Annotated in this window: 18 protein-coding genes and 2 tRNA genes; 9 read left to right on the forward strand and 11 right to left on the reverse strand. The window is 71.9% G+C overall.

The window, feature by feature from the left end:
• Positions 1-126 precede the first annotated feature (126 nt).
• Entirely contained in the window at positions 127-360 is a 234-nt protein-coding gene (locus tag LQK93_RS02280) for an Lrp/AsnC family transcriptional regulator (protein ID WP_374969960.1), read from the forward strand.
• An 8-nt stretch (positions 361-368) separates the two neighbouring features.
• Positions 369-815: a DUF3515 family protein gene (locus LQK93_RS02285; RefSeq protein WP_374971438.1), complete on the forward strand. Its 447-nt coding sequence runs from the start codon at positions 369-371 to the stop codon at positions 813-815.
• Positions 816-865: 50 nt separating this feature from the next.
• Here LQK93_RS02285 and LQK93_RS02290 read toward each other — a convergent pair whose 3' ends face one another.
• Positions 866-2005 carry a D-alanine--D-alanine ligase family protein gene (locus tag LQK93_RS02290; RefSeq protein WP_374969961.1) on the reverse strand — a complete coding sequence of 380 codons (1140 nt, stop codon included), beginning with the start codon at positions 2003-2005 and terminating at the stop codon, positions 866-868.
• Between the two features lie 49 nt (positions 2006-2054).
• Between LQK93_RS02290 and LQK93_RS02295 the strand changes: the two genes are divergently transcribed.
• Positions 2055-3140 (forward strand): trans-sulfuration enzyme family protein, encoded by a 1086-nt coding sequence (locus tag LQK93_RS02295; protein ID WP_374969962.1) that lies wholly within the window; start codon positions 2055-2057, stop codon positions 3138-3140.
• A gap of 95 nt (positions 3141-3235) precedes the next feature.
• Entirely contained in the window at positions 3236-3832 is a 597-nt protein-coding gene (locus tag LQK93_RS02300) for a phosphatase PAP2 family protein (protein WP_374969963.1), read from the forward strand.
• Between the two features lie 32 nt (positions 3833-3864).
• Here LQK93_RS02300 and LQK93_RS02305 read toward each other — a convergent pair whose 3' ends face one another.
• Positions 3865-4866 (reverse strand): NAD(P)H-dependent glycerol-3-phosphate dehydrogenase, encoded by a 1002-nt coding sequence (locus tag LQK93_RS02305; RefSeq protein WP_374969964.1) that lies wholly within the window; start codon positions 4864-4866, stop codon positions 3865-3867.
• Entirely contained in the window at positions 4863-5663 is an 801-nt protein-coding gene (locus LQK93_RS02310; RefSeq protein ID WP_374969965.1) for a lysophospholipid acyltransferase family protein, read from the reverse strand. The genes LQK93_RS02305 and LQK93_RS02310 overlap by 4 nt, the downstream gene beginning before the upstream one ends.
• A 113-nt stretch (positions 5664-5776) precedes the next feature.
• Between LQK93_RS02310 and cofC the strand changes: the two genes are divergently transcribed.
• A complete protein-coding gene (gene cofC, locus LQK93_RS02315; protein ID WP_374969966.1) occupies positions 5777-6634 on the forward strand; it encodes a 2-phospho-L-lactate guanylyltransferase in 858 nt (285 codons plus the stop codon).
• Positions 6635-6719: 85 nt separating this feature from the next.
• On the opposite strand, the gene LQK93_RS02320 is transcribed toward cofC, so the two are convergent.
• The 3 genes from LQK93_RS02320 to leuC all read right to left on the reverse strand — a co-directional run bounded on the left by LQK93_RS02320 (position 6720) and on the right by leuC (position 9931).
• The gene (locus LQK93_RS02320) at positions 6720-7613 is read right to left on the reverse strand and encodes an HU family DNA-binding protein (RefSeq protein WP_374969967.1); all 894 of its coding nucleotides are present in this window, start codon (positions 7611-7613) and stop codon (positions 6720-6722) included.
• Between the two features lie 287 nt (positions 7614-7900).
• Complete coding sequence (gene leuD, locus LQK93_RS02325) at positions 7901-8494, reverse strand: 3-isopropylmalate dehydratase small subunit (RefSeq protein WP_374969968.1); 594 nt, start codon at positions 8492-8494, stop codon at positions 7901-7903.
• A 3-nt stretch (positions 8495-8497) separates the two neighbouring features.
• A complete protein-coding gene (leuC, locus tag LQK93_RS02330) occupies positions 8498-9931 on the reverse strand; it encodes a 3-isopropylmalate dehydratase large subunit (RefSeq protein WP_374969969.1) in 1434 nt (477 codons plus the stop codon).
• Between the two features lie 151 nt (positions 9932-10082).
• On the opposite strand from leuC, the gene LQK93_RS02335 reads away from it, so the two are divergent.
• From LQK93_RS02335 to fgd, 3 genes are all read left to right on the forward strand, one after another.
• Positions 10083-10835, forward strand: coding sequence for an IclR family transcriptional regulator (locus LQK93_RS02335; protein ID WP_142184312.1), 753 nt, complete (start codon positions 10083-10085; stop codon positions 10833-10835).
• Positions 10836-11033: 198 nt separating this feature from the next.
• Positions 11034-12038 (forward strand): peptidoglycan-binding protein, encoded by a 1005-nt coding sequence (locus tag LQK93_RS02340; protein ID WP_374969970.1) that lies wholly within the window; start codon positions 11034-11036, stop codon positions 12036-12038.
• A gap of 65 nt (positions 12039-12103) precedes the next feature.
• Entirely contained in the window at positions 12104-13111 is a 1008-nt protein-coding gene (gene fgd, locus LQK93_RS02345) for a glucose-6-phosphate dehydrogenase (coenzyme-F420) (RefSeq protein WP_374969971.1), read from the forward strand.
• 64 nt (positions 13112-13175) lie between these two features.
• Here fgd and LQK93_RS02350 read toward each other — a convergent pair whose 3' ends face one another.
• Complete coding sequence (locus tag LQK93_RS02350; RefSeq protein WP_374969972.1) at positions 13176-13685, reverse strand: DUF4188 domain-containing protein; 510 nt, start codon at positions 13683-13685, stop codon at positions 13176-13178.
• 75 nt (positions 13686-13760) lie between these two features.
• On the opposite strand from LQK93_RS02350, the gene LQK93_RS02355 reads away from it, so the two are divergent.
• A complete protein-coding gene (locus LQK93_RS02355; protein WP_374969973.1) occupies positions 13761-14417 on the forward strand; it encodes a MerR family transcriptional regulator in 657 nt (218 codons plus the stop codon).
• Positions 14418-14442: 25 nt separating this feature from the next.
• Here the strand turns inward: LQK93_RS02355 and LQK93_RS02360 are convergent, their stop codons facing one another.
• The 4 genes from LQK93_RS02360 to LQK93_RS02375 all read right to left on the reverse strand — a co-directional run bounded on the left by LQK93_RS02360 (position 14443) and on the right by LQK93_RS02375 (position 17370).
• Positions 14443-16167 carry an alpha/beta hydrolase gene (locus LQK93_RS02360; RefSeq protein ID WP_374969974.1) on the reverse strand — a complete coding sequence of 575 codons (1725 nt, stop codon included), beginning with the start codon at positions 16165-16167 and terminating at the stop codon, positions 14443-14445.
• 134 nt (positions 16168-16301) lie between these two features.
• A tRNA-Glu gene (locus LQK93_RS02365) sits at positions 16302-16374 on the reverse strand.
• A gap of 90 nt (positions 16375-16464) precedes the next feature.
• A tRNA-Gln gene (locus LQK93_RS02370) sits at positions 16465-16536 on the reverse strand.
• Between the two features lie 189 nt (positions 16537-16725).
• On the reverse strand, positions 16726-17370 hold the full coding sequence (locus tag LQK93_RS02375; RefSeq protein WP_374969975.1) for a GNAT family N-acetyltransferase: 645 nt from the start codon (positions 17368-17370) through the stop codon (positions 16726-16728).
• Positions 17371-17374: the final 4 nt, after the last annotated feature.

The following is a 17374-nucleotide window of genomic DNA, read 5'->3' on the forward strand; positions in this document are numbered from 1 at the left end:
GGCAAGGTAGCGTCAGGGCACGGTCGCAGTCACACTGAGGCCTGCCGTTCCGACCGGTCCCGCTGCGCACCGCAGGTGTCCTGCGCCAGCCGACCGACCAACGATCGACACACAGTGAGGTGACATGTGGTCCAGGCCTACATCCTGATCCAGACCGAAGTCGGCAAGGCCGCCAGCGTGGCGGAGCAGATCGCGGGAATCACCGGCGTGACCCTGGCCGAGGACGTGACCGGCCCCTACGACGTCATCGCGCGGGTCGAGGCGGCCAACGTCGACGACCTCGGCCGCCTCGTCATCGCCAAGCTGCAGGAAGTCCCGGGCATCACCCGCACCCTGACCTGCACCGTGGTCCACGTCTGAGGTCGACCCTGCACCAACGCTCGTTCCCCACGACGGCGGCGCTCCTCTGCGCCGCCGTCGTGCTGTCCGCCTGCAACCGGGCGCCCGAGGTGGCCCTGGCACCGCAGTCGTCCGCCCGCGTATGCCGGTCGGTGGCCTGGCCGGGCACCGTGAGCGGGCACGCCCGCGTCGCGACCCAGCCGGACGACGCGTCCGTGGCCGCGTGGGGTGACCCGGCGATCTTCGCCCGGTGCGGGCTCGACCCGCTCGGTCCCACGACCGACAGCTGCGTCACGGTCGACGGCGTCGACTGGGTCGTGCGTCCCCTCAGCGACGGCTCCAAGGCGACGACCTTCGGGCGCACCCCCGCGATCGAGGTCCTCGCGCCGAGCACCTACGGCCCCGTGCCCCTGCTGCTGCCCGCCTTCACCGCCGCGGCCAAGGCGCTCCCGACGAACGGCCGCCACTGCTCCTGAGGCGTGCTCCTGACGCCTGCTCGTGACCTGTGCCGGTGGGGGGCTGCCGGTCAGCGCAGCCCGGTGCGTCGCTCGAGGGCCAGCGAGATCAGCTCGTCGATGAGGTCGGGGTAGTCCAGCCCTGACGCGGCCCACATCCGTGGGTACATCGAGTGCGGCGTGAACCCGGGCATCGTGTTGATCTCGTTGATGACGACGTCGCCCGAGGGGGTGTAGAAGAAGTCGACCCGGGCCAGCCCCTCGCACCCGGCGGCCTCGAAGGCGAGCACCGACATCTCGCGGATCCGGTCGGCAACCGCCGCCGGCACGTCGGCCGGGCAGTCGAGGCGGACGTCGTTCTCGGCGAGGTACTTGGCCTCGAAGTCGTAGAACGCGTGGTTCGAGACGACGACGGCCTCGCCGAGCTCGCTGGTGCGCGGTGCGTCGGTGCCGTGCCCGTCGAGCACGCCGCACTCGATCTCGCGCCCCTGGACCGCGGCCTCGATGACGACCTTGGGATCGTGCTCCCGGGCGGCCTCGACGGCGGCGCGCAGTCCCGACGGGCCGTCGACCTTGGAGATGCCCATGCTGGAGCCGGCGCGCGCGGGCTTGACGAAGACCGGCCAGCCGAGGGGCTCGACGCGCGCGAGGGCGGCCTCGGGGTCGCGGTTCCACTCGCGGTCGGTGACCACGACGTAGGGGCCGACCTTCAGGCCGGCAGCCTCGAACACGACCTTCATCATCGCCTTGTCCATCATGACGGCCGAGGCGGTGACCCCTGACCCGACGTAGCGCACGTCGACGAGGTCGAGCAGCCCCTGGAGGGTGCCGTCCTCACCGAACGGCCCGTGCAGCAACGGGAAGACGACGTCCACCTCGCCGAGGGCGCGTGGCGGCAGGCCGGGCTCGAGCACCGTGAGTGAGCGGTCGCCGGTGCTGAGCGGGACGACGACGGACGCGCCGGCACCGTCGACCTCGGGGGTCTGGCCGGGTCGGAGCCGCAGCGGCTCTGGGTCGTCGGCCACGAGGACCCAGCGGCCGTCCCGGGCGATGCCGACCGGCACGACCTCGTACTTCTCCCGGTCGATGGAGCGCAGCACGCTGGCGGCGGTGGAGCACGAGACCGCGTGCTCGGAGGAGCGTCCTCCGAAGACGACGGCGACGCGCGCGCGGCGGCTGGGCTGGTCGGGCTGGGGCTGGTCCGTGGTCATCAGTCGAGACTCTATCGAAGGCCCTCGGGAGCCCTCGTACGCTGACGGCGTGGTCGGGGAAGAGAGTTCGCAGCAGCTGCACGTCGACACGTTCCTCGTGGCGTCCGGTCGCCCGGAGCGCTCCCCCGGCGCGTCGGTGAACGTGCCGGTCGAGCTGACGTCCACGTATGCCGCCGACGGAGCCGTCAACTACGCGCGGGTCGGCAACCCGACGTGGAACGCCTTCGAGGAGGCCCTCGGTGGCCTCGAGGGTGGCCTGGCGCTCGTGCACGCCTCGGGCATGGGAGCCATCTCGGCGGCCCTGTCGCTCGTCCCGCCCGGCGGGACGGTCGTCGCACCGGACACGACCTACAACGGCACCGGCGACCTGCTCGCTGCCCACGAGGAGGCCGGCGGCACCGTCGTACGCGTGCACGCCACCGACACGTCAGGCTTCCTCGCCGCCCTCGAGTCGGCCGACCTGCTGTGGCTCGAGTCGCCGACCAACCCGCTCATGGACGTCACCGAGCTCGACGTCGTCCTGGCGCGCTCGCGCGAGCTCGGCGTGACGAGCGTCGTGGACAACACGCTCTCGACGCCCCTGCTCTGCCGCCCCCTCTCGCTGGGCGCCGACGTCGTGGTGCACTCCGTGACGAAGTACCTCTCCGGCCACAGCGACGTCGTGCTCGGCGCGACGGTCGTCGCCGAGACGGAGCGAGGGCGTGGCATCGGTGACCGCCTTCGTCGCCACCGCACCCTGCACGGCGCGATCGCCGGGCCGATGGAGGTCTACCTCGCCCTCCGCGGGCTCCGCACGCTCTCGGTGCGCTTCGAACGGGCGAGCGCCAGCGCAGCGGAGCTGGCCCGGCGCCTCGCCGACCACCCGTCCGTCGAGCGGGTCCGCTACCCCGGCGCCGGCGCCATCCTCTCCATCGACGTCGCGGGCGACCAGGCCGCCGCCGAACGCGTCTGCGCCGCCACGCAGGTCTGGCTGCACTCGACCAGCCTCGGCGGTGTGGAGTCGCAGGTCGAGCGTCGCCGCCGCCATCCCTCGGAGTCCTGCGAGGTGCCGGTCAGCCTGCTGCGGCTCTCGGTCGGCATCGAGCACGTGGAGGACCTGTGGGCCGACCTCGACCAGGCCCTTCGCACCGCCTGAGGCCGGCTCTCTGAGATCTTCCTCAGATTCGTCCGGGAGGATGGCCCCGGCCGCGCGACCTGCGGTCGCCGCCGCCTCCCACCCGAAGGACCTCCGTGAGCAGCCTGCTCGACCTCAGCACCACCGTGTTCCTGCGCGTCAACGACTTCGCCCGCACGTCGACGTGGCTGCACGCGCCGGTCGTGGCCTACGCGAAGTACGGCGTCGTCGTCTTCGCGGCGCTGCTCCTCCTCGGCGTGTGGCAACGCCGTAGGGGCAGCGACGGACAGCTCGGGGCCGCGCTGTGGGCCGGGCTCGGGACGCTGCTCGCCGTCGGCGTGAACCAGCCGGTCGCCTCCCTCGTCGCCGAACCCAGGCCGTATGCCGCCCACCCCGCCGTCCTCGTGCTCGTCGACCGGTCCACCGACTGGTCGTTCCCCTCCGACCACTCGGTGATGGCCGGTGCCGCCGCTGTGGGGCTGTTCCTCGTCTCGAAGCGTCTGGGAGCCGTCGCTGCCGTGGCGGCGGTGCTCATGGCTGCCGCCCGGGTCTACGTCGGCGCGCACTACCCCGTCGACGTCGTCGCCGGACTGGCCCTCGGTGCCGTGGTGTCCGGCGTCGGCTGGCTGCTCGTGCGTCGCCCGCTCACCTGGCTCGTGCACCACGGGCGCACCCTGCCGGTCGTCGACCGCGTGCTCGCGCCCACGGCCTAGGACGGCCTACGGGCCCGGGACGACCTGCGCCCTCAGTGCTTCTCGGCCTTGAGGTCCCGTGACATCAGCCGTGGCCCGATCTCGCCGACCGGGTGCCCGTCGCGGATCACGGCCACGACCTGCTCGCAGATCGGCATGTCGACGTCGTGCTGCTGGGCCAAGGTCAGGATCGACTCGCACGACTTGACCCCTTCGGTCGTGGTGCGCAGCTCGGCGGTGGCCTGCGCAACGGTGAGGCCGCGGCCGAGGCGGACGCCGAAGCTGTGGTTGCGCGACAGCGGGGACATGCAGGTGGCGATGAGGTCACCGACGCCGGCGAGGCCCATGAACGTCTGGGGGTCGGCCCCCAGGGCCAGCCCGAGGCGGGTCATCTCGGCGAGCCCGCGGGTGATGATCGTGGCCTTGGTGTTGTCGCCGAAACCCAGGCCCTCCGCCATGCCGGAGGCCAGGGCCACGACGTTCTTGGTGGCGCCGCACACCTCTGCCCCGATGACGTCGGTGTCGGTGTAGGGCCGGAACCACGGTGCCGCGCAGGCGCCCGCGACGCGCTCGGCGGTGGCCATGTCGCGACAGGCGACGACGCCGGCCGCGGGCTGGCGCAGGGCGATCTCGTGCGCCAGGTTGGGCCCCGACACCACGACGATGCGGTCGTCGCCCACGTCCGCCACCTCGGCGATGACCTGGCTCATCCGCATGGTGGTGCAGAGCTCCACGCCCTTGAGCAGCGAGACCACCGGCGCGCGACGCGGGATCGCACCGCCCCACCGGGTGAGGTTCTCGCGCAGGGTCTGCGAGGGCACGGCGAGCACCACGATCTCGGCGCCGCCGAGTGCCTCGGTCGGGTCGACCGTCGCGCGCACCGACGGCGGCAGACGCAGCTCGGGAAGGTAGGCGTCGTTGCAGCCCGCGTTGATGGCGTCGGCGACCTCCTGCCGCCGCGCCCACATCATCACGTCGCAGCCGGCGTCGGCCAGGATCATCGCGAAGGCGGTGCCCCAGCTGCCGCTGCCCATGACCGCCACGCGGCTCGTCACGCGGTGTCCCCCTCGCCCGGCTCGAGGCGCCGGGACCGTCCGATGTCGTCGTGGCGCAGGGGGTTGCCGACCTCCGGAACGCCGTGCCGGCGGGGGTCGAAGCGCTCGGTGGGCCGCTTCTCCTCGCGCAGGACCTCGAGCAGCCCGGTGATCTGGTCCATCAGCCGGTCGGTCGCCTCACGCAGCACCTTGGTGTCGATCGGTCGGTCGTAGAGGTCGGACAGGTCGACGGGCGGCCCCGCATACATCTTCATCGTCTTGCGCGGGAAGAGCGAGGGCCGGTGGCCGTACGGCGAGAGGATCTCGTGGGCACCCCACTGGGCCACCGGGATCAGGGGGCACCGGGTCTCGAGGGCGACGCGAGCCGCACCCGTCTTGCCGCGCATCGGCCACAGGTCGGGGTCCCGGGTGATCGTCCCCTCGGGGAAGATCCCGAGCGCCTTGCCCTGCTGGACGCCCTCGACGGCGGCCCGGTAGGCGTCGGCCGCGGCGAGCGAGTTGCGGTAGACGGGGATCTGCCCGCACTTGCGCAGCACCCAGCCGACCACCGGGATCGCGAAGAGGCTCTCCTTGCCCAGGAAGTAGGCCTCCCGGCCGCTGTCGAACATGAAGTGCGCGAAGACGAGCGGGTCGGCGTAGGAGATGTGGTTGGGCGAGACGACGAAGCCGCCCTCGGCCGGGATGTTCTCCAGGCCGCGCCAGTCACGCCTGGTGATCCGCATCAGCACCGGCCGGAGCACCAGCGCCACCAACCGGTAGGCCAGCGGCAGCTGCCTCTTGCGTGCGCCGACAGTCACGTGTCGCGTCCTCCTCGTCGTGCGCACGCCGGTCGACGTGGCTGGGCTTCATCTTGTCCACCCCATGGCGCGGTGTCGAGCAGCGGGGCGGCGAGTGCGACGATATCGCCAGCATGTCGACCTCCTCCCCACCACGCGCAGCCTCCGACTGGCACGTCGTCGTCCCGGTCAAGGACACGGCGCACGGCAAGTCCCGGCTGGCCAGGGCAGTCGGCTCGGACCGCGCGCGCCTCAGCACCGCGATCGCGACCGACACCCTGACGGCCGCGCTGGAAGCGGTCGGTCCCGACCGCCTGGTGCTCGTCACCGGGGACACGGGCCTCGGCTCGACGTGGCGCGCGCGGGGCGCGCACGTGCTGGCCGACCCGGGCAGCGGGCTCAACGACGCCGTGTCGCTCGGTATGCGACATGCCGGCGCGGGTGCCCGCGTGGCCGCCCTGCTGGGCGACCTGCCCGCGCTCGACGCCGGCTCCCTGCGCACTGCCCTGCAGACGGCCTCCGGGCTGGCGCAGTCCTTCGTCCCCGACGCCGACGGCACCGGGACGGTGCTGCGCTGCGGACGCGACTTCAGGCCGCGCTTCGGCTCCGACAGTGCAGCGCGCCACGAGGCCGACGGGGCCGTACGCCTCGAGCTGCCGCTCCCCCGGCTGCGCACCGACGTCGACGACGCCCGCAGCCTGTCGCAGGCACGACGAGTGGGCCTGGGCCCTGCCACTCGGGCCGTCCTCGAACGCCGCGCGTCTGGTTGGATCAGGAGCATGCAGGCGACCGTCCACCGCTTCGACCCCGAGACGCGCACCGGCAGCGTGCTCCGCGACGACGGCGTCGTGCTGCGCTTCGAGGCCACGGCGTTCGACGCCAGCGGCCTGCGCCTGCTTCGCATCGGCCAGCGCCTGACGGTCGAGGTCGTCGACGACCTCGTCGTGGGCCTTCACATCGTCGGCATCGGCCCGGGCCAGACGATCCACTGAGCCCGCGGCCTGCTGAGCGGCCCGGCCGCGAGGTGGGCCCGGCTGCGATCGGCCGGGCCCACCTACGCAGACGGGCGTTTGGGGTTCAGCGGGTGGCGGTCTTCTTCGCGGTCTTGCTGGCAGTCGCCCTCCTGGCGGCTGCGGTGCCCGTGGAGGCGGCCTTGGACGTGCTCTTGGCCGTGGTCTTCGCGGTGCCCCTGCTCGCCGGGGCGGCCTTGGTCGTGCTCGCCCGCTTCGTAGCAGTCGTCTTGGCAGCGGTCGTCTTGGCAGCGGTCGACTTCGCAGCGGTCGACTTCGCAGCGGTCGACCTGGAGGCTGCGGTCTTGGCGGGAGCGGACTTCGTCGCGGCGGACCTGGTCGTGGTCTTCGTGGCCGCGGCCTTCGTCGCACTCCCTCGCTTGGCCGGGGTCGCCTTCGTCGCAGTCGCCTTCGTGGCCGCGGCCCTGCCGGTCGCGCGCGTGGCCGCAGCAGCCTTGGTGGCGGCGGCCTTCGTCGTCGCCCGGGTCGCTGACTTGGTGGCCGCTGACTTGGTGGCCGCCGACTTGGTGGCCGCAGGCCTGGTGGCGGTCTTGGCAGCGCTCCTGGCCGTGGTGGTCTTGGCGGTGCTCTTCGTCGCCGTCTTCCTGGCGACCGACTTCGTCGCAGCCGCCGCCGATGAGCCGGCGGAGGCGCGGGAGGCGGCGGACTCCGTCTTCGAGAGCTTCTTGGAGCCCGACACGATCTCCTTGAAGTTCGTGCCCGAGCGGAACTTGGGGACGCGGGTCTTCTTGATCCTGACGGTTGCTCCCGTCTTGGGGTTGCGGCCGGTGCGCGCGGCGCGGTCGGCGCGCTCGAAGGTGCCGAAGCCGGTGATGCCCACCTTGCCGCCCTTGGCGACCTCTCGGATGACGACGTCCAGGAAGGCCTCCAAGGCCTCGGAGGCGACCTTCTTGTTGCCGAGCCGGGTCTCCAGCGCGTCGATCAGTTCTGCCTTGTTCACGTCTTTCCCCTCCAGAGGACTGTCGGCGTCAGGCGACCCGACGATGTGCGTCCGGAACAGGTCCGGCTATCTCCTGACGTTAGGCCGACTCTCGGAGCACGTCCATCACCACTTTCCGGGTCTTTCGTTGTGTCGCAAGGCCTTTGACGGGTCCGCGGCACCCCGGGACGGCTCGCACGCGGAAGTTCCGACCGCGACGGCATGGTTAATGCAAGAGCGGATTCCCTTGCTCTTCAAGGGAATCCGCTCTCGCGAGGCTTGGGATGACCCGCGCCCGGGCCGCCAGGTCAGGCCGGAGTGGTCACCGGCTTGTGGCTGGGACGGTGGGACTCGAAATCGGCGACGAGGTCCTCGTGTCGCAGGGTCAGGCCGATGTCGTCGAGCCCTTCCAACAGGCGCCAGCGGGTGTAGTCGTCGATCTCGAAGGGGGCCACGATCTCTCCGCCTCGGACCGTGCGGCCCACGAGGTCGACCGTGATCTCGGCTCCGGGATTGTTCTCGAGGTACTTCCAGATCAGCTCGACGTCGTCCTGGGCGACGATCGCCGTCAGCAGGCCCTGCTTGCCGCTGTTGCCCCGGAAGATGTCGGCGAAGCGGGAGCTGATGACCACCCGGAAGCCCCAGTTCATCAGCGCCCACACGGCGTGCTCGCGGCTCGAGCCGGTGCCGAAGTCCGGCCCGGCGACGAGGACGGAGCCACGGGCATACACGGGGTTGTTGAGGACGAACGACTCGTCCGTGCGCCAGGCGGCGAAGAGCCCGTCCTCGAAGCCCGTGCGGGTGACCCGCTTGAGGTACTCGGCGGGGATGATCTGGTCGGTGTCGACGTTGCTGCGGCGCAGCGGCACGCCGACCCCGGTGTGGGTCTCGAACTTCTCCATGACTCAGGCCTCTCCGGTCGTGGCGGACGCCAGCAGGGCGGGCTGGTCGAGATCGGCGGGGGTCGACAGGGTGCCGCGGACGGCGGTTGCCGCGGCGACGAGCGGGCTGACGAGGTGCGTGCGACCACCCTTGCCCTGCCGGCCCTCGAAGTTGCGGTTGGAGGTCGATGCACTGCGCTCCCCCGGCGCGAGCGTGTCGGGGTTCATCCCCAGGCACATCGAGCAGCCGGGCAGGCGCCACTCGGCTCCCGCGTCGGTGAAGACCTTGTCGAGACCCTCGGACTCGGCCTGCAGGCGCACCTTGGCGGACCCGGGGACGACGAGCATGCGTACGCCGTCGGCGACGCTGTGGCCCCGGACGACCGCGGCAGCCGCGCGCAGGTCCTCGATGCGGCCGTTGGTGCACGATCCGACGAAGACGGTGTCGACCTTGATCTCGCGCAGCGGGGTGCCGGGCTCGAGGCCCATGTAGGCGAGCGCGTTGGCGGCGGCGAGGCGCTCGCTCTCGTCGGCGAACTCCTCCGGGTCGGGCACCGACGCCGAGAGCGGGAGGCCCTGGCCCGGGTTGGTCCCCCAGGTGACGAAGGGGGCCAGCGACGAGGCGTCGATGTCGACCTCGGCGTCGAAGACGGCGTCGTCGTCGGAGCGCAGCGCGGTCCACGCGGCCACCGCGGCGTCCCAGTCGGCTCCGGTGGGGGCGTGCGGCCGCCCCTGGAGGTAGTCGAAGGTCGTCTGGTCCGGGGCGATCATGCCCGCGCGGGCGCCCGCCTCGATCGACATGTTGCAGACCGTCATCCGAGCCTCCATCGACAGGGCCTCGATGGCCTCGCCGCGGTACTCGATGACGTAGCCCTGGCCGCCGCCGGTGCCGATCCTGGCGATGACGGCGAGGACGATGTCCTTCGCCGTGACGCCGTCGGGGAGGGCCCCGCGGACATTGACGGCGAGGGTCCGGAAGGGCTTGAGCGGCAGCGTCTGCGTTGCGAGGACGTGCTCGACCTCCGAGGTGCCGATGCCGAAGGCCAGCGCCCCGAAGGCGCCGTGCGTCGAGGTGTGGCTGTCGCCGCAGACGACGGTCATCCCGGGCTGGGTGAGGCCGAGCTGGGGGCCGACGACGTGGACGATGCCCTGGTCGGCATCGCCCATGGGATAGAGCCGGACGCCGAACTCGTCGCAGTTGCGGCGCAGCGTCTCGACCTGCACCTTGGACACGGGGTCGGTGATCGGACCGGGCGTCGTGGGGACGTTGTGGTCCTCGGTGGCGAGCGTCAGGTCCGGGCGTCGCACGGTGCGGCCGGCGAGGCGCAGCCCGTCGAACGCCTGGGGGCTGGTGACCTCGTGCAGGAGGTGGAGGTCGATGTAGAGCAGGTCCGGCTCTCCCTCGGCGCGACGGACGACGTGTGCGTCCCAGACCTTCTCGGCCAGTGTCCCTGCCATGACTCCCTCTGACTTCCCTGCGCGGCGGCGTTCCCTGATCGAGCCCGTGCGCCATCGAGGACCCGGTGGCGACATCGCTCTTCCGTCAGCGTGGACCTTTTGCAGGTCGGGTGGCTTGACGTCTCAGACACTGAGACGTCAATATCAGTGCATGGACAACTCTTCTGGGGTCGGGGTTCTCGACAAGGCCGCCACCGTGCTCGGCGCCCTCGAGGCCGGACCCGCCACCCTCGCGCAGCTCGTCGGGGCGACCGGCCTCGCCCGTCCGACGGCCCACCGCCTGGCGGTGGCCCTCGAGCACCACCGGCTCGTCTCCCGTGACATGCAGGGTCGCTTCGTGCTGGGTCCGCGCCTCGGCGAGCTCGCCTCGGCCGCAGGCGAGGACCGGCTCCTCGCGGCAGCCGGCCCGGTGCTCGGCGCCCTGCGCGACCACACCAACGAGAGCGCGCAGCTCTTCCGGCGCCAGGGAGACCAGCGCATCTGCGTGGCGGCCGCCGAGCGACCGGTGGGCCTGCGCGACTCGATCCCCGTCGGCGCCACCCTCTCGATGCTCGCCGGGTCCGCGGCCCAGGTCCTGCTCGCGTGGGAGGAGCCGGACCGCCTCCACCGCGGCCTGCAGGGCGCGGCGTTCACCGCCACGGCGCTCTCCGGCGTCCGACGCCGCGGGTGGGCCCAGAGCGTGGCCGAGCGCGAGCCCGGCGTCGCCTCCGTCTCCGCCCCCGTACGCGGCCCGTCCGGTCGCGTCGTCGCCGCCGTGTCGATCTCCGGACCGATCGAGCGCCTGTCTCGCCAGCCCGGCCGGCTGCACGCCGCGACGGTCGTCGCCGGCGCCAACAAGCTGACCGAGGTGCTGCGCCGCCACCACGCGATGCAGCAGCAGCAACAGCAGCAGCAGAACGCCTGAGCCTCCCTGCCTCCATCCCCCTGGTCCACCGCCTTCCGACAACGGCGTCGGGAGGCGGTCTCCCCCCACCGAGCACAACGGATCGGTCACGATCGGCCCGTGACGCCACGCACTGACAACCTTTCGGGCCGCCCCCGCGTCACCCTCGTTGCAGTGCACCGACGCACTGCACCGTCTCGTCTCAGACAAGGGGTCACGATGCAGACAGCCACCTCACCGTTCCGGTCGGCGGGCGGCCTGCGCCGCGCCGTCCTGCTCGGCAGCCTCCTGACGGGCACGGTCGCTCTCGTCGCCACCACGGCGGCCTGCGGCCCGGACCAGGGACCCGGCGTCGCCGCCACACGGCTCTCCCAGGCGCCGGCCGCCTCGAGCCCCTCGACCGCGGCGGCGAGCACGACGGCGCCTGCGCCTGCCACCGACGAGACGCCCGAGGCGAGCCCGAGCGCGTCGCCGAGCACCACGCATACGCCCGCTGCCGTGACGCCCACCGTCGCCCCCACGACCTCGCCGGCACCCACGCCGACGGCGACGGAGCCGGCGCCGGCGCCCGTCGTCCTGCTGCAGGCCGGCGACACCGGTCCGCGGGTGCGCGCGTTGCAGGCGCGGCTGCGACAGATCGGCTGGTTCTCGGGCGACGTCGGCGACCGCTACGGCTCGCTGACGACCACTGCCGTGCAGGGCTTCCAGGCCAAGCGCGGCCTCGCCGCCACCGGCACCCTCGACCAGGCAAGCTGGGACCGGCTCGTCTCGATGACCCGCGTCCCCACCGCCGACGAGCTCGCCAACATCAGGCCGAAGCCGGTCGAGGCGAAGCCGCAGAACGGCGCGTGGGACGTCGATCCGCGGTGCCAGACCGGACGCGTCATGTGCGTCAGCAAGACGACCCGGATGCTCACGTGGGTCGTCGACGGCGTGCCGCAGTACGGCTTCGACGTCCGGTTCGGCAGCGACGAGCTGCCCACGCGTGAGGGCGTGTTCCCGGTCTACAAGAAGCAGGTCGACGTCATCTCGAACCTCTACCACACGCCCATGCCGTACTCGATGTTCTTCTCCGGCGGCCAGGCGGTGCACTACTCCTCGAACTTCGCGCGCCTCGGCTACGCCGGAGCGTCGCACGGCTGCGTCAACGTGCGCGACAAGGCGCTGCTGGTCCGGCTCTACGACGAGGTGCGCATCGGCGACAAGGTCGTCGTCCACTGGTGAAAGGGCGCGTCGGCACCCCGACGTAGGCTGGCGGGATTCAGTCCCCACGGCCCGAAGGAGTCGGTGTGCTCAAGGTTGGTTGGAAGGCGTCCGCGGAGCAGTTCGGTCCACGCGACCTGGTCACGTATGCCACCCACGCCGAGGAGGTCGGGTTCGAGTCCGCGTTCATCTCCGACCACTTCCAGCCGTGGCGCCACCGGCAGGGGCACGCGCCCTTCGCGATGAGCTGGCTCGCCGCCGCCGGCGAGCGCACCGAGCGCATCCAGCTGGGCACGTCGGTCATGACGCCGACGTTCCGCTACAACCCGGCCGTCGTGGCGCAGGCGTTCGGCACGCTCGGCGTCCTCAACCCCGGCCGCATCGTCCTCGGCATCGGGACCGGCGAGGCACTCAACGAGGTGGCGGTGGGCGCGGCAGGGTCGCCGTGGCCCGACTTCAAGGAGCGCTTCGCCCGTCTCCGCGAGGCCGTGACGCTGATGCGCAGGCTCTGGACCGAGGAGCGCGTCGACTTCGAGGGCGACTACTACCGCACGCACGCCGCCACGGTCTTCGACCGCCCCGACCAGCCGATCCCCGTCTACGTCGCCGCCGGAGGCCCGCTCGTGGCGAGGTATGCCGGCCGGTCGGGCGACGGCTTCATCTGCACCTCCGGGAAGGGCCGGGAGCTCTACGAGGACAAGCTGCTCCCGGCCGTCGACGAGGGGCTCGAGAAGTCGGGCCGCACCCGCGACGACATCGACCGGATGATCGAGATCAAGCTCTCCTACGACCGCGACCCGGAGCAGGCGCTGCACAACGTGCGCTTCTGGGCTCCCCTGTCGCTCACCGCCGAGCAGAAGCACGGCGTCCACGACCCGGTCGAGATGGAGCGCCTCGCCGACGAGCTCTCCGACGAGGAGATCGCCAGGCGCTGGATCGTCACGAGCGACCCGGCCGAGGCTGTCGAAGCCGTGCGCCAGTACGTCGACTGGGGCTTCAACCACCTCGTCTTCCACGCGCCTGGGCACGACCAGGAGCGCTTCCTCGACCAGTTCTCCGCCGACGTGCTGCCGGGCCTGCGAGAGCTCGGCTGAGGCGCGCCGGCACAGCAGCACCGTCGGGCACCGTCGGGTGAGGGCACGGCGGCGGGCCACGACGTCAGGCAGCGGCGCCCTCGCCGGACGCGAGCCTGGCGTGTCGACGCCTGCTGTGGTCGTCGGTCGCCCCGAACGCCTTGGCGAGGCCGGTGGCCGGCATCGCGACGTAGAGGCTCTCATGTCCGCCGGCCGGGACGGCATACGTCTCGTGCCAGATGCCGACGGCCCCACCGGCGCGACGACTGCGCCGGTAGAACGCGAGCCACGCGGCTCGGTGCTCTCGAGCGTCGTCGTTCGCGTAGGCGTAGATGTCCTCGACGCTGCGCCAGTACTGCACGACCGTCGGGCCGCCCGCGCCGACCAGGCTGCGGGCCTCGAGGAAGCCGAGGTCCGGGCCGCGTCCGCGCGCGGCGTCGGCCTTGGCCGTGTAGAGCTCCCGGAGCATCCGCGGCATCGCGGTGGCGACCGGCATCCACAGGTCGGGTCGCCACGGCTGGTTGATCCGCATGCCGATGAGGAAGACGGCGAGATCCCCGTCGTGGTCGTGGCTCCTGTGTTGCAACCCTTTCACGGCGCCTCCTTGTTGGATAGTTGGACTATCCACAGTTTGGAGAGTAGAACTATCCAACGTCAAGAGGGAGGCCGGATGAAGATCTCGGAGCTGTCCGAGCGCACGGGCGTCAGCATCGCCACGCTGAAGTACTACCTGCGCGAGGGGCTGCTGCACCCCGGCGCCGCCGAGGGGGCGACCCGGGCCCGCTACGACGACAGCCACGTCGAACGCGTGCGCCTCGTGCGCACGCTGGCCGACGTCGGCCGCCTCCCGCTCGAGCGCGTCCGCGAGGTCGTCGACGCCCTGGACGACCCTCCTGCGACGAGGCACGAGCTGCTGGGAGTGGCTCAGCACGCCCTGCGGCCGTCCGGCATCTCCGCAGCCTGCGCGGAAGGCGGGGCGGATACCCCGACGATGCGCCGCGTGGCCTCACTCGGTGTGCCCGGCGGCGCTCTCTGCGCCGCTGGCCGCCAGCTCGCCGACGCCCTCGACACGGCCGCGGCGGCCGGCTGGGTGGTCACGGACGCGCAGCTCTCGACGTGGTTCCGGGCCTTGGAGGCCGTCGCCCGCACCGACGTGGCCCCGGAGCTCGCCCACATGGCGCCCGGCGACGCCATGCGCCACGTCGTCCTCGGCACCGTCCTGACCGACCCGATCCTGCTCGCCCTGCGCCGCGTCGCCCAGGTGGCGGTGAGCGCCGAGCGCCTGGAGAGCGTGGCCGAGACACAGCCCGAGCCGGGCCTGGCCTGAGCTGCGCGGGACCGCAGGCAACGGCTCAGTCGCTCCGGTAGGGCCGCTCCTCCAGGACCGCGGCGAGCGTCGCCGTCCTGGCGGCGGTCCAGCCCGGAGGGTGGGTCACCCCGACCCACGACTCCAGGTTGGCCGTGACGGAGTAGAGGTGTCCGTAGCCCCACGGGATGTTGCCGGCGCCCGGCAGGTCGAGGAGGACCTGCCACATCGTGACGAGGGGGAACCAGCCCATCCGGGGCGAGACGTCGGGTCCACGCTCCCCGTTGGCCAGCCACTCGGGTGACGAGAAGGCCAGGCTCGGCGAGAAGAAGACGATGGGGTCGCTCGCGTGCTGCAGGTAGACCACGCGGGTGGGGCCCCAGGACGCGGAACCCCGGTCGAGGCCGTCCTGCTCCGCGGTGAAGCGCACCGTGCGCCCCTGCTCGTAGATCGGGAGGTATGCCGGGCTGCCGGGCTGGCGCTGTGCCGTCAGCCGCGCGTGAAGCTCGTTGACGAACGTCGGGCCGGACATCAGGGCGCCGTCGATGGGCTCGTTGATGATGTTGACCGAGCTGAGGATGCTCTCGACGCCGAGCGAGCCGAGTGACAGGCCGTAGAGGTAGAGCCTCGGACGCGCGCCCGCCGGCAGGGTCGCCCAGTACTGGTGCACGGTGTCGAAGACGACGCGGGAGGTCTCGCGCACCGCGTCCTGGTCGGCCAGCAAGGAGATCCACGACGGGAGGTAGGAGTACTGCACCCTGGCGATGGCGGTGTCGCCGTTCCAGAGGAACTCGATCGGGTCGGTCCCGTTCTGGTCGAGGAAGCCGGTGCCGGTGGTGGTGGCGACGACGAGGACCTTGCGCCTGAAGGCGCCCGTGCGCTTGAGCTCCTCGAGGACCAGGTCGGCGCGGGCCCGCACCGTGTCGGCCGACTTGAGGCCGGCGTAGACCCGGATCGGCTCCTTGGCTCCCCCGCCGCTGGCCGCGTTCAGCTCCGCCACGGTGGGACCCCCACCGACGAAGTAGCGGCCCTGCCTGCCGAGCAGCTCCCAGCGCGAGAGGGACTGCGGGGAGCCGGACCGCTCGGGGGCGAGCGGCCGGTGCATGTCGGCGGCCACGAGGCTGTCCCTGGGCGCGAAGATGTTGTTGGCGACGACGAAGAACCCGTTGACGAGGACACCGGTCAGCAGCGACCAGATGAGGGTCAGGAGCAGGGCGAGCCCGACGACGACGGCGACGCGTCGGGGCATCCGCCGTCCGAGCCAGCGGAACACCGTGTCGAAGACCAGCCGGAGGCTCCGGGCGACGACGAGGACGAGCACCGCGAGCGCCGCGGTGACGATGATGATGACCGGCCACACCGTGGGCGAGGCCGGCTGCATCCCGTAGAGGGTCCGGATCTCGTTCTGCCAGCCGACCTGGCGCCACCCGGTGAAGACGGCAGCCCAGAGGCCGAGTCCCACCAAGAGCGTCACGAGGAAGCGGTGGGCGCGTCCGGGAACCGACGGGATGCCCAGGTAGTGCCAGACCGCCTGGGCGCCCGCTCCGAGGCCGTAGCCGATCATCACCGTGACGCCGGAGACGACTCCCTGCACGACCGCTGCCCGGGGCAGCAGCGAGGGCAGCAGCGACAGGGCGAAGAACCAGACGGCGACCGTGAGGCCCACGCCCGAGAAGGTCGTCTCCAGGACGCGGTGGGGCGTGCCCAGGCCGACACGCCGGGGCCGATGTCGGCTGTGCGCCGCAGCGACGGGGGCGCCCGGTGCGGTCATGGCGACTGCTCCTCGGTGGCTCGGCCCCTGCGTGGGCCAGCCTAGGTCCCCGCCCGAGCGGGTGAGGCATACATGCAGGAAGACCCCGGTCCGTGGTGGACCGGGGTCTTCCTGTTGCTCCTGGGAGCATCACGTAGCCCCGACGGGATTCGAACCCGCGCTACCGCCTTGAGAGGGCGGCGTGCTAGGCCGCTACACAACGGGGCCGTGAGCGGTGCCGAGCGACTCGGCACGAGAAGAAACCTTACCGTGAAGGCGGGATTTCTCCGAATCGGACCACGTTGCCGTGGACCTGAGCTGGGGTACCAGGACTCGAACCTAGAATGACGGAACCAGAAACCGTAGTGTTGCCAATTACACCATACCCCAAGGGGTTTCACTCCGAGCGGCGCCTTGCGGCCCTACGGGGTGAACCGAATGGGAATACTACCGGTCCCTGAGCGGTGGCCCAAATCGGCCGCCGAGGGCCGCCGTCACCTCGTCCAGCCCCTGCACCGACAGGCGCTCCCCCGGCCGGTGCGGCCACGGAGTCGCAGACCTCTGGCAGGGACATCCGGCTCACTCCTCCTCCGTGATCCCGAAATAGGGCAAGGCGGGGCCGACCCCGTCGACCCCGATGCCCCGCGACCGTCCGGAGGCGTCCCAGGACGCGCGCTCGAGCCGGACGTGCTGGAGCGCTTCACCGGAGTGCTCGAGCACGGAACGGTGGGTCTCGCGGTATCCGAGCGCACGTGAGACCCCCAGCGACGCCCCGTTGTCGACGACCGCCGAGCTGATGGCGGCCGACGCCCCGAGCCGGTCGAAGGCCAGGGCCAGCACCGCGGCGCGCATCTGGGTGCCCAGACCCCTGCCCCGGGCGGCCGGGACGAGCCACGAGGACGAGTCGACGGTGCGCTCGGCACGCCAGTCGGGGCCCTCGAGCCACTGGACGCCGATAACGCCGTCGCTCGACCGCGCGACGAAGGGCAGCGCCCAGTCGTCCGGGGACCACATGCCGAGGGCGCGCCAGTAGCCCTGCACCAGGACGGCCCGACGGTTCGCGCGGTCGTCGAGTCCTGCATACGTCGTGGCGTGCGGGTTCATCTGCAGGTCGTCCGGCAGCAGCTCGCAGAGCGTCGGCAGGTCCGCCTCGGTCATCACCCGCAGGTCGAGCTCCGCCGTGCGCAGGCGGATGCCGTGCAGCGGCCAGACCACGTCCCCCACGCGG

This window comes from Terrabacter sp. BE26, from assembly GCF_041941675.1.
GTDB lineage: Bacteria > Actinomycetota > Actinomycetes > Actinomycetales > Dermatophilaceae > Terrabacter.

Bases quoted from the DNA above. Each gene is read 5' to 3' on its own strand.
- LQK93_RS02290 (WP_374969961.1), bottom strand. From the start codon at position 2,005: ATGACCACGGACCAGCCCCAGCCCGACCAGCCCAGCCGCCGCGCGCGC.
- cofC (WP_374969966.1), top strand. From the start codon at position 5,777: ATGTCGACCTCCTCCCCACCACGCGCAGCCTCCGACTGGCACGTCGTC.
- leuD (WP_374969968.1), bottom strand. From the start codon at position 8,494: ATGGAGAAGTTCGAGACCCACACCGGGGTCGGCGTGCCGCTGCGCCGC.
- leuC (WP_374969969.1), bottom strand. From the start codon at position 9,931: ATGGCAGGGACACTGGCCGAGAAGGTCTGGGACGCACACGTCGTCCGT.
- LQK93_RS02335 (WP_142184312.1), top strand. From the start codon at position 10,083: ATGGACAACTCTTCTGGGGTCGGGGTTCTCGACAAGGCCGCCACCGTG.
- LQK93_RS02340 (WP_374969970.1), top strand. From the start codon at position 11,034: ATGCAGACAGCCACCTCACCGTTCCGGTCGGCGGGCGGCCTGCGCCGC.
- LQK93_RS02355 (WP_374969973.1), top strand. From the start codon at position 13,761: ATGAAGATCTCGGAGCTGTCCGAGCGCACGGGCGTCAGCATCGCCACG.
- LQK93_RS02360 (WP_374969974.1), bottom strand. From the start codon at position 16,167: ATGACCGCACCGGGCGCCCCCGTCGCTGCGGCGCACAGCCGACATCGG.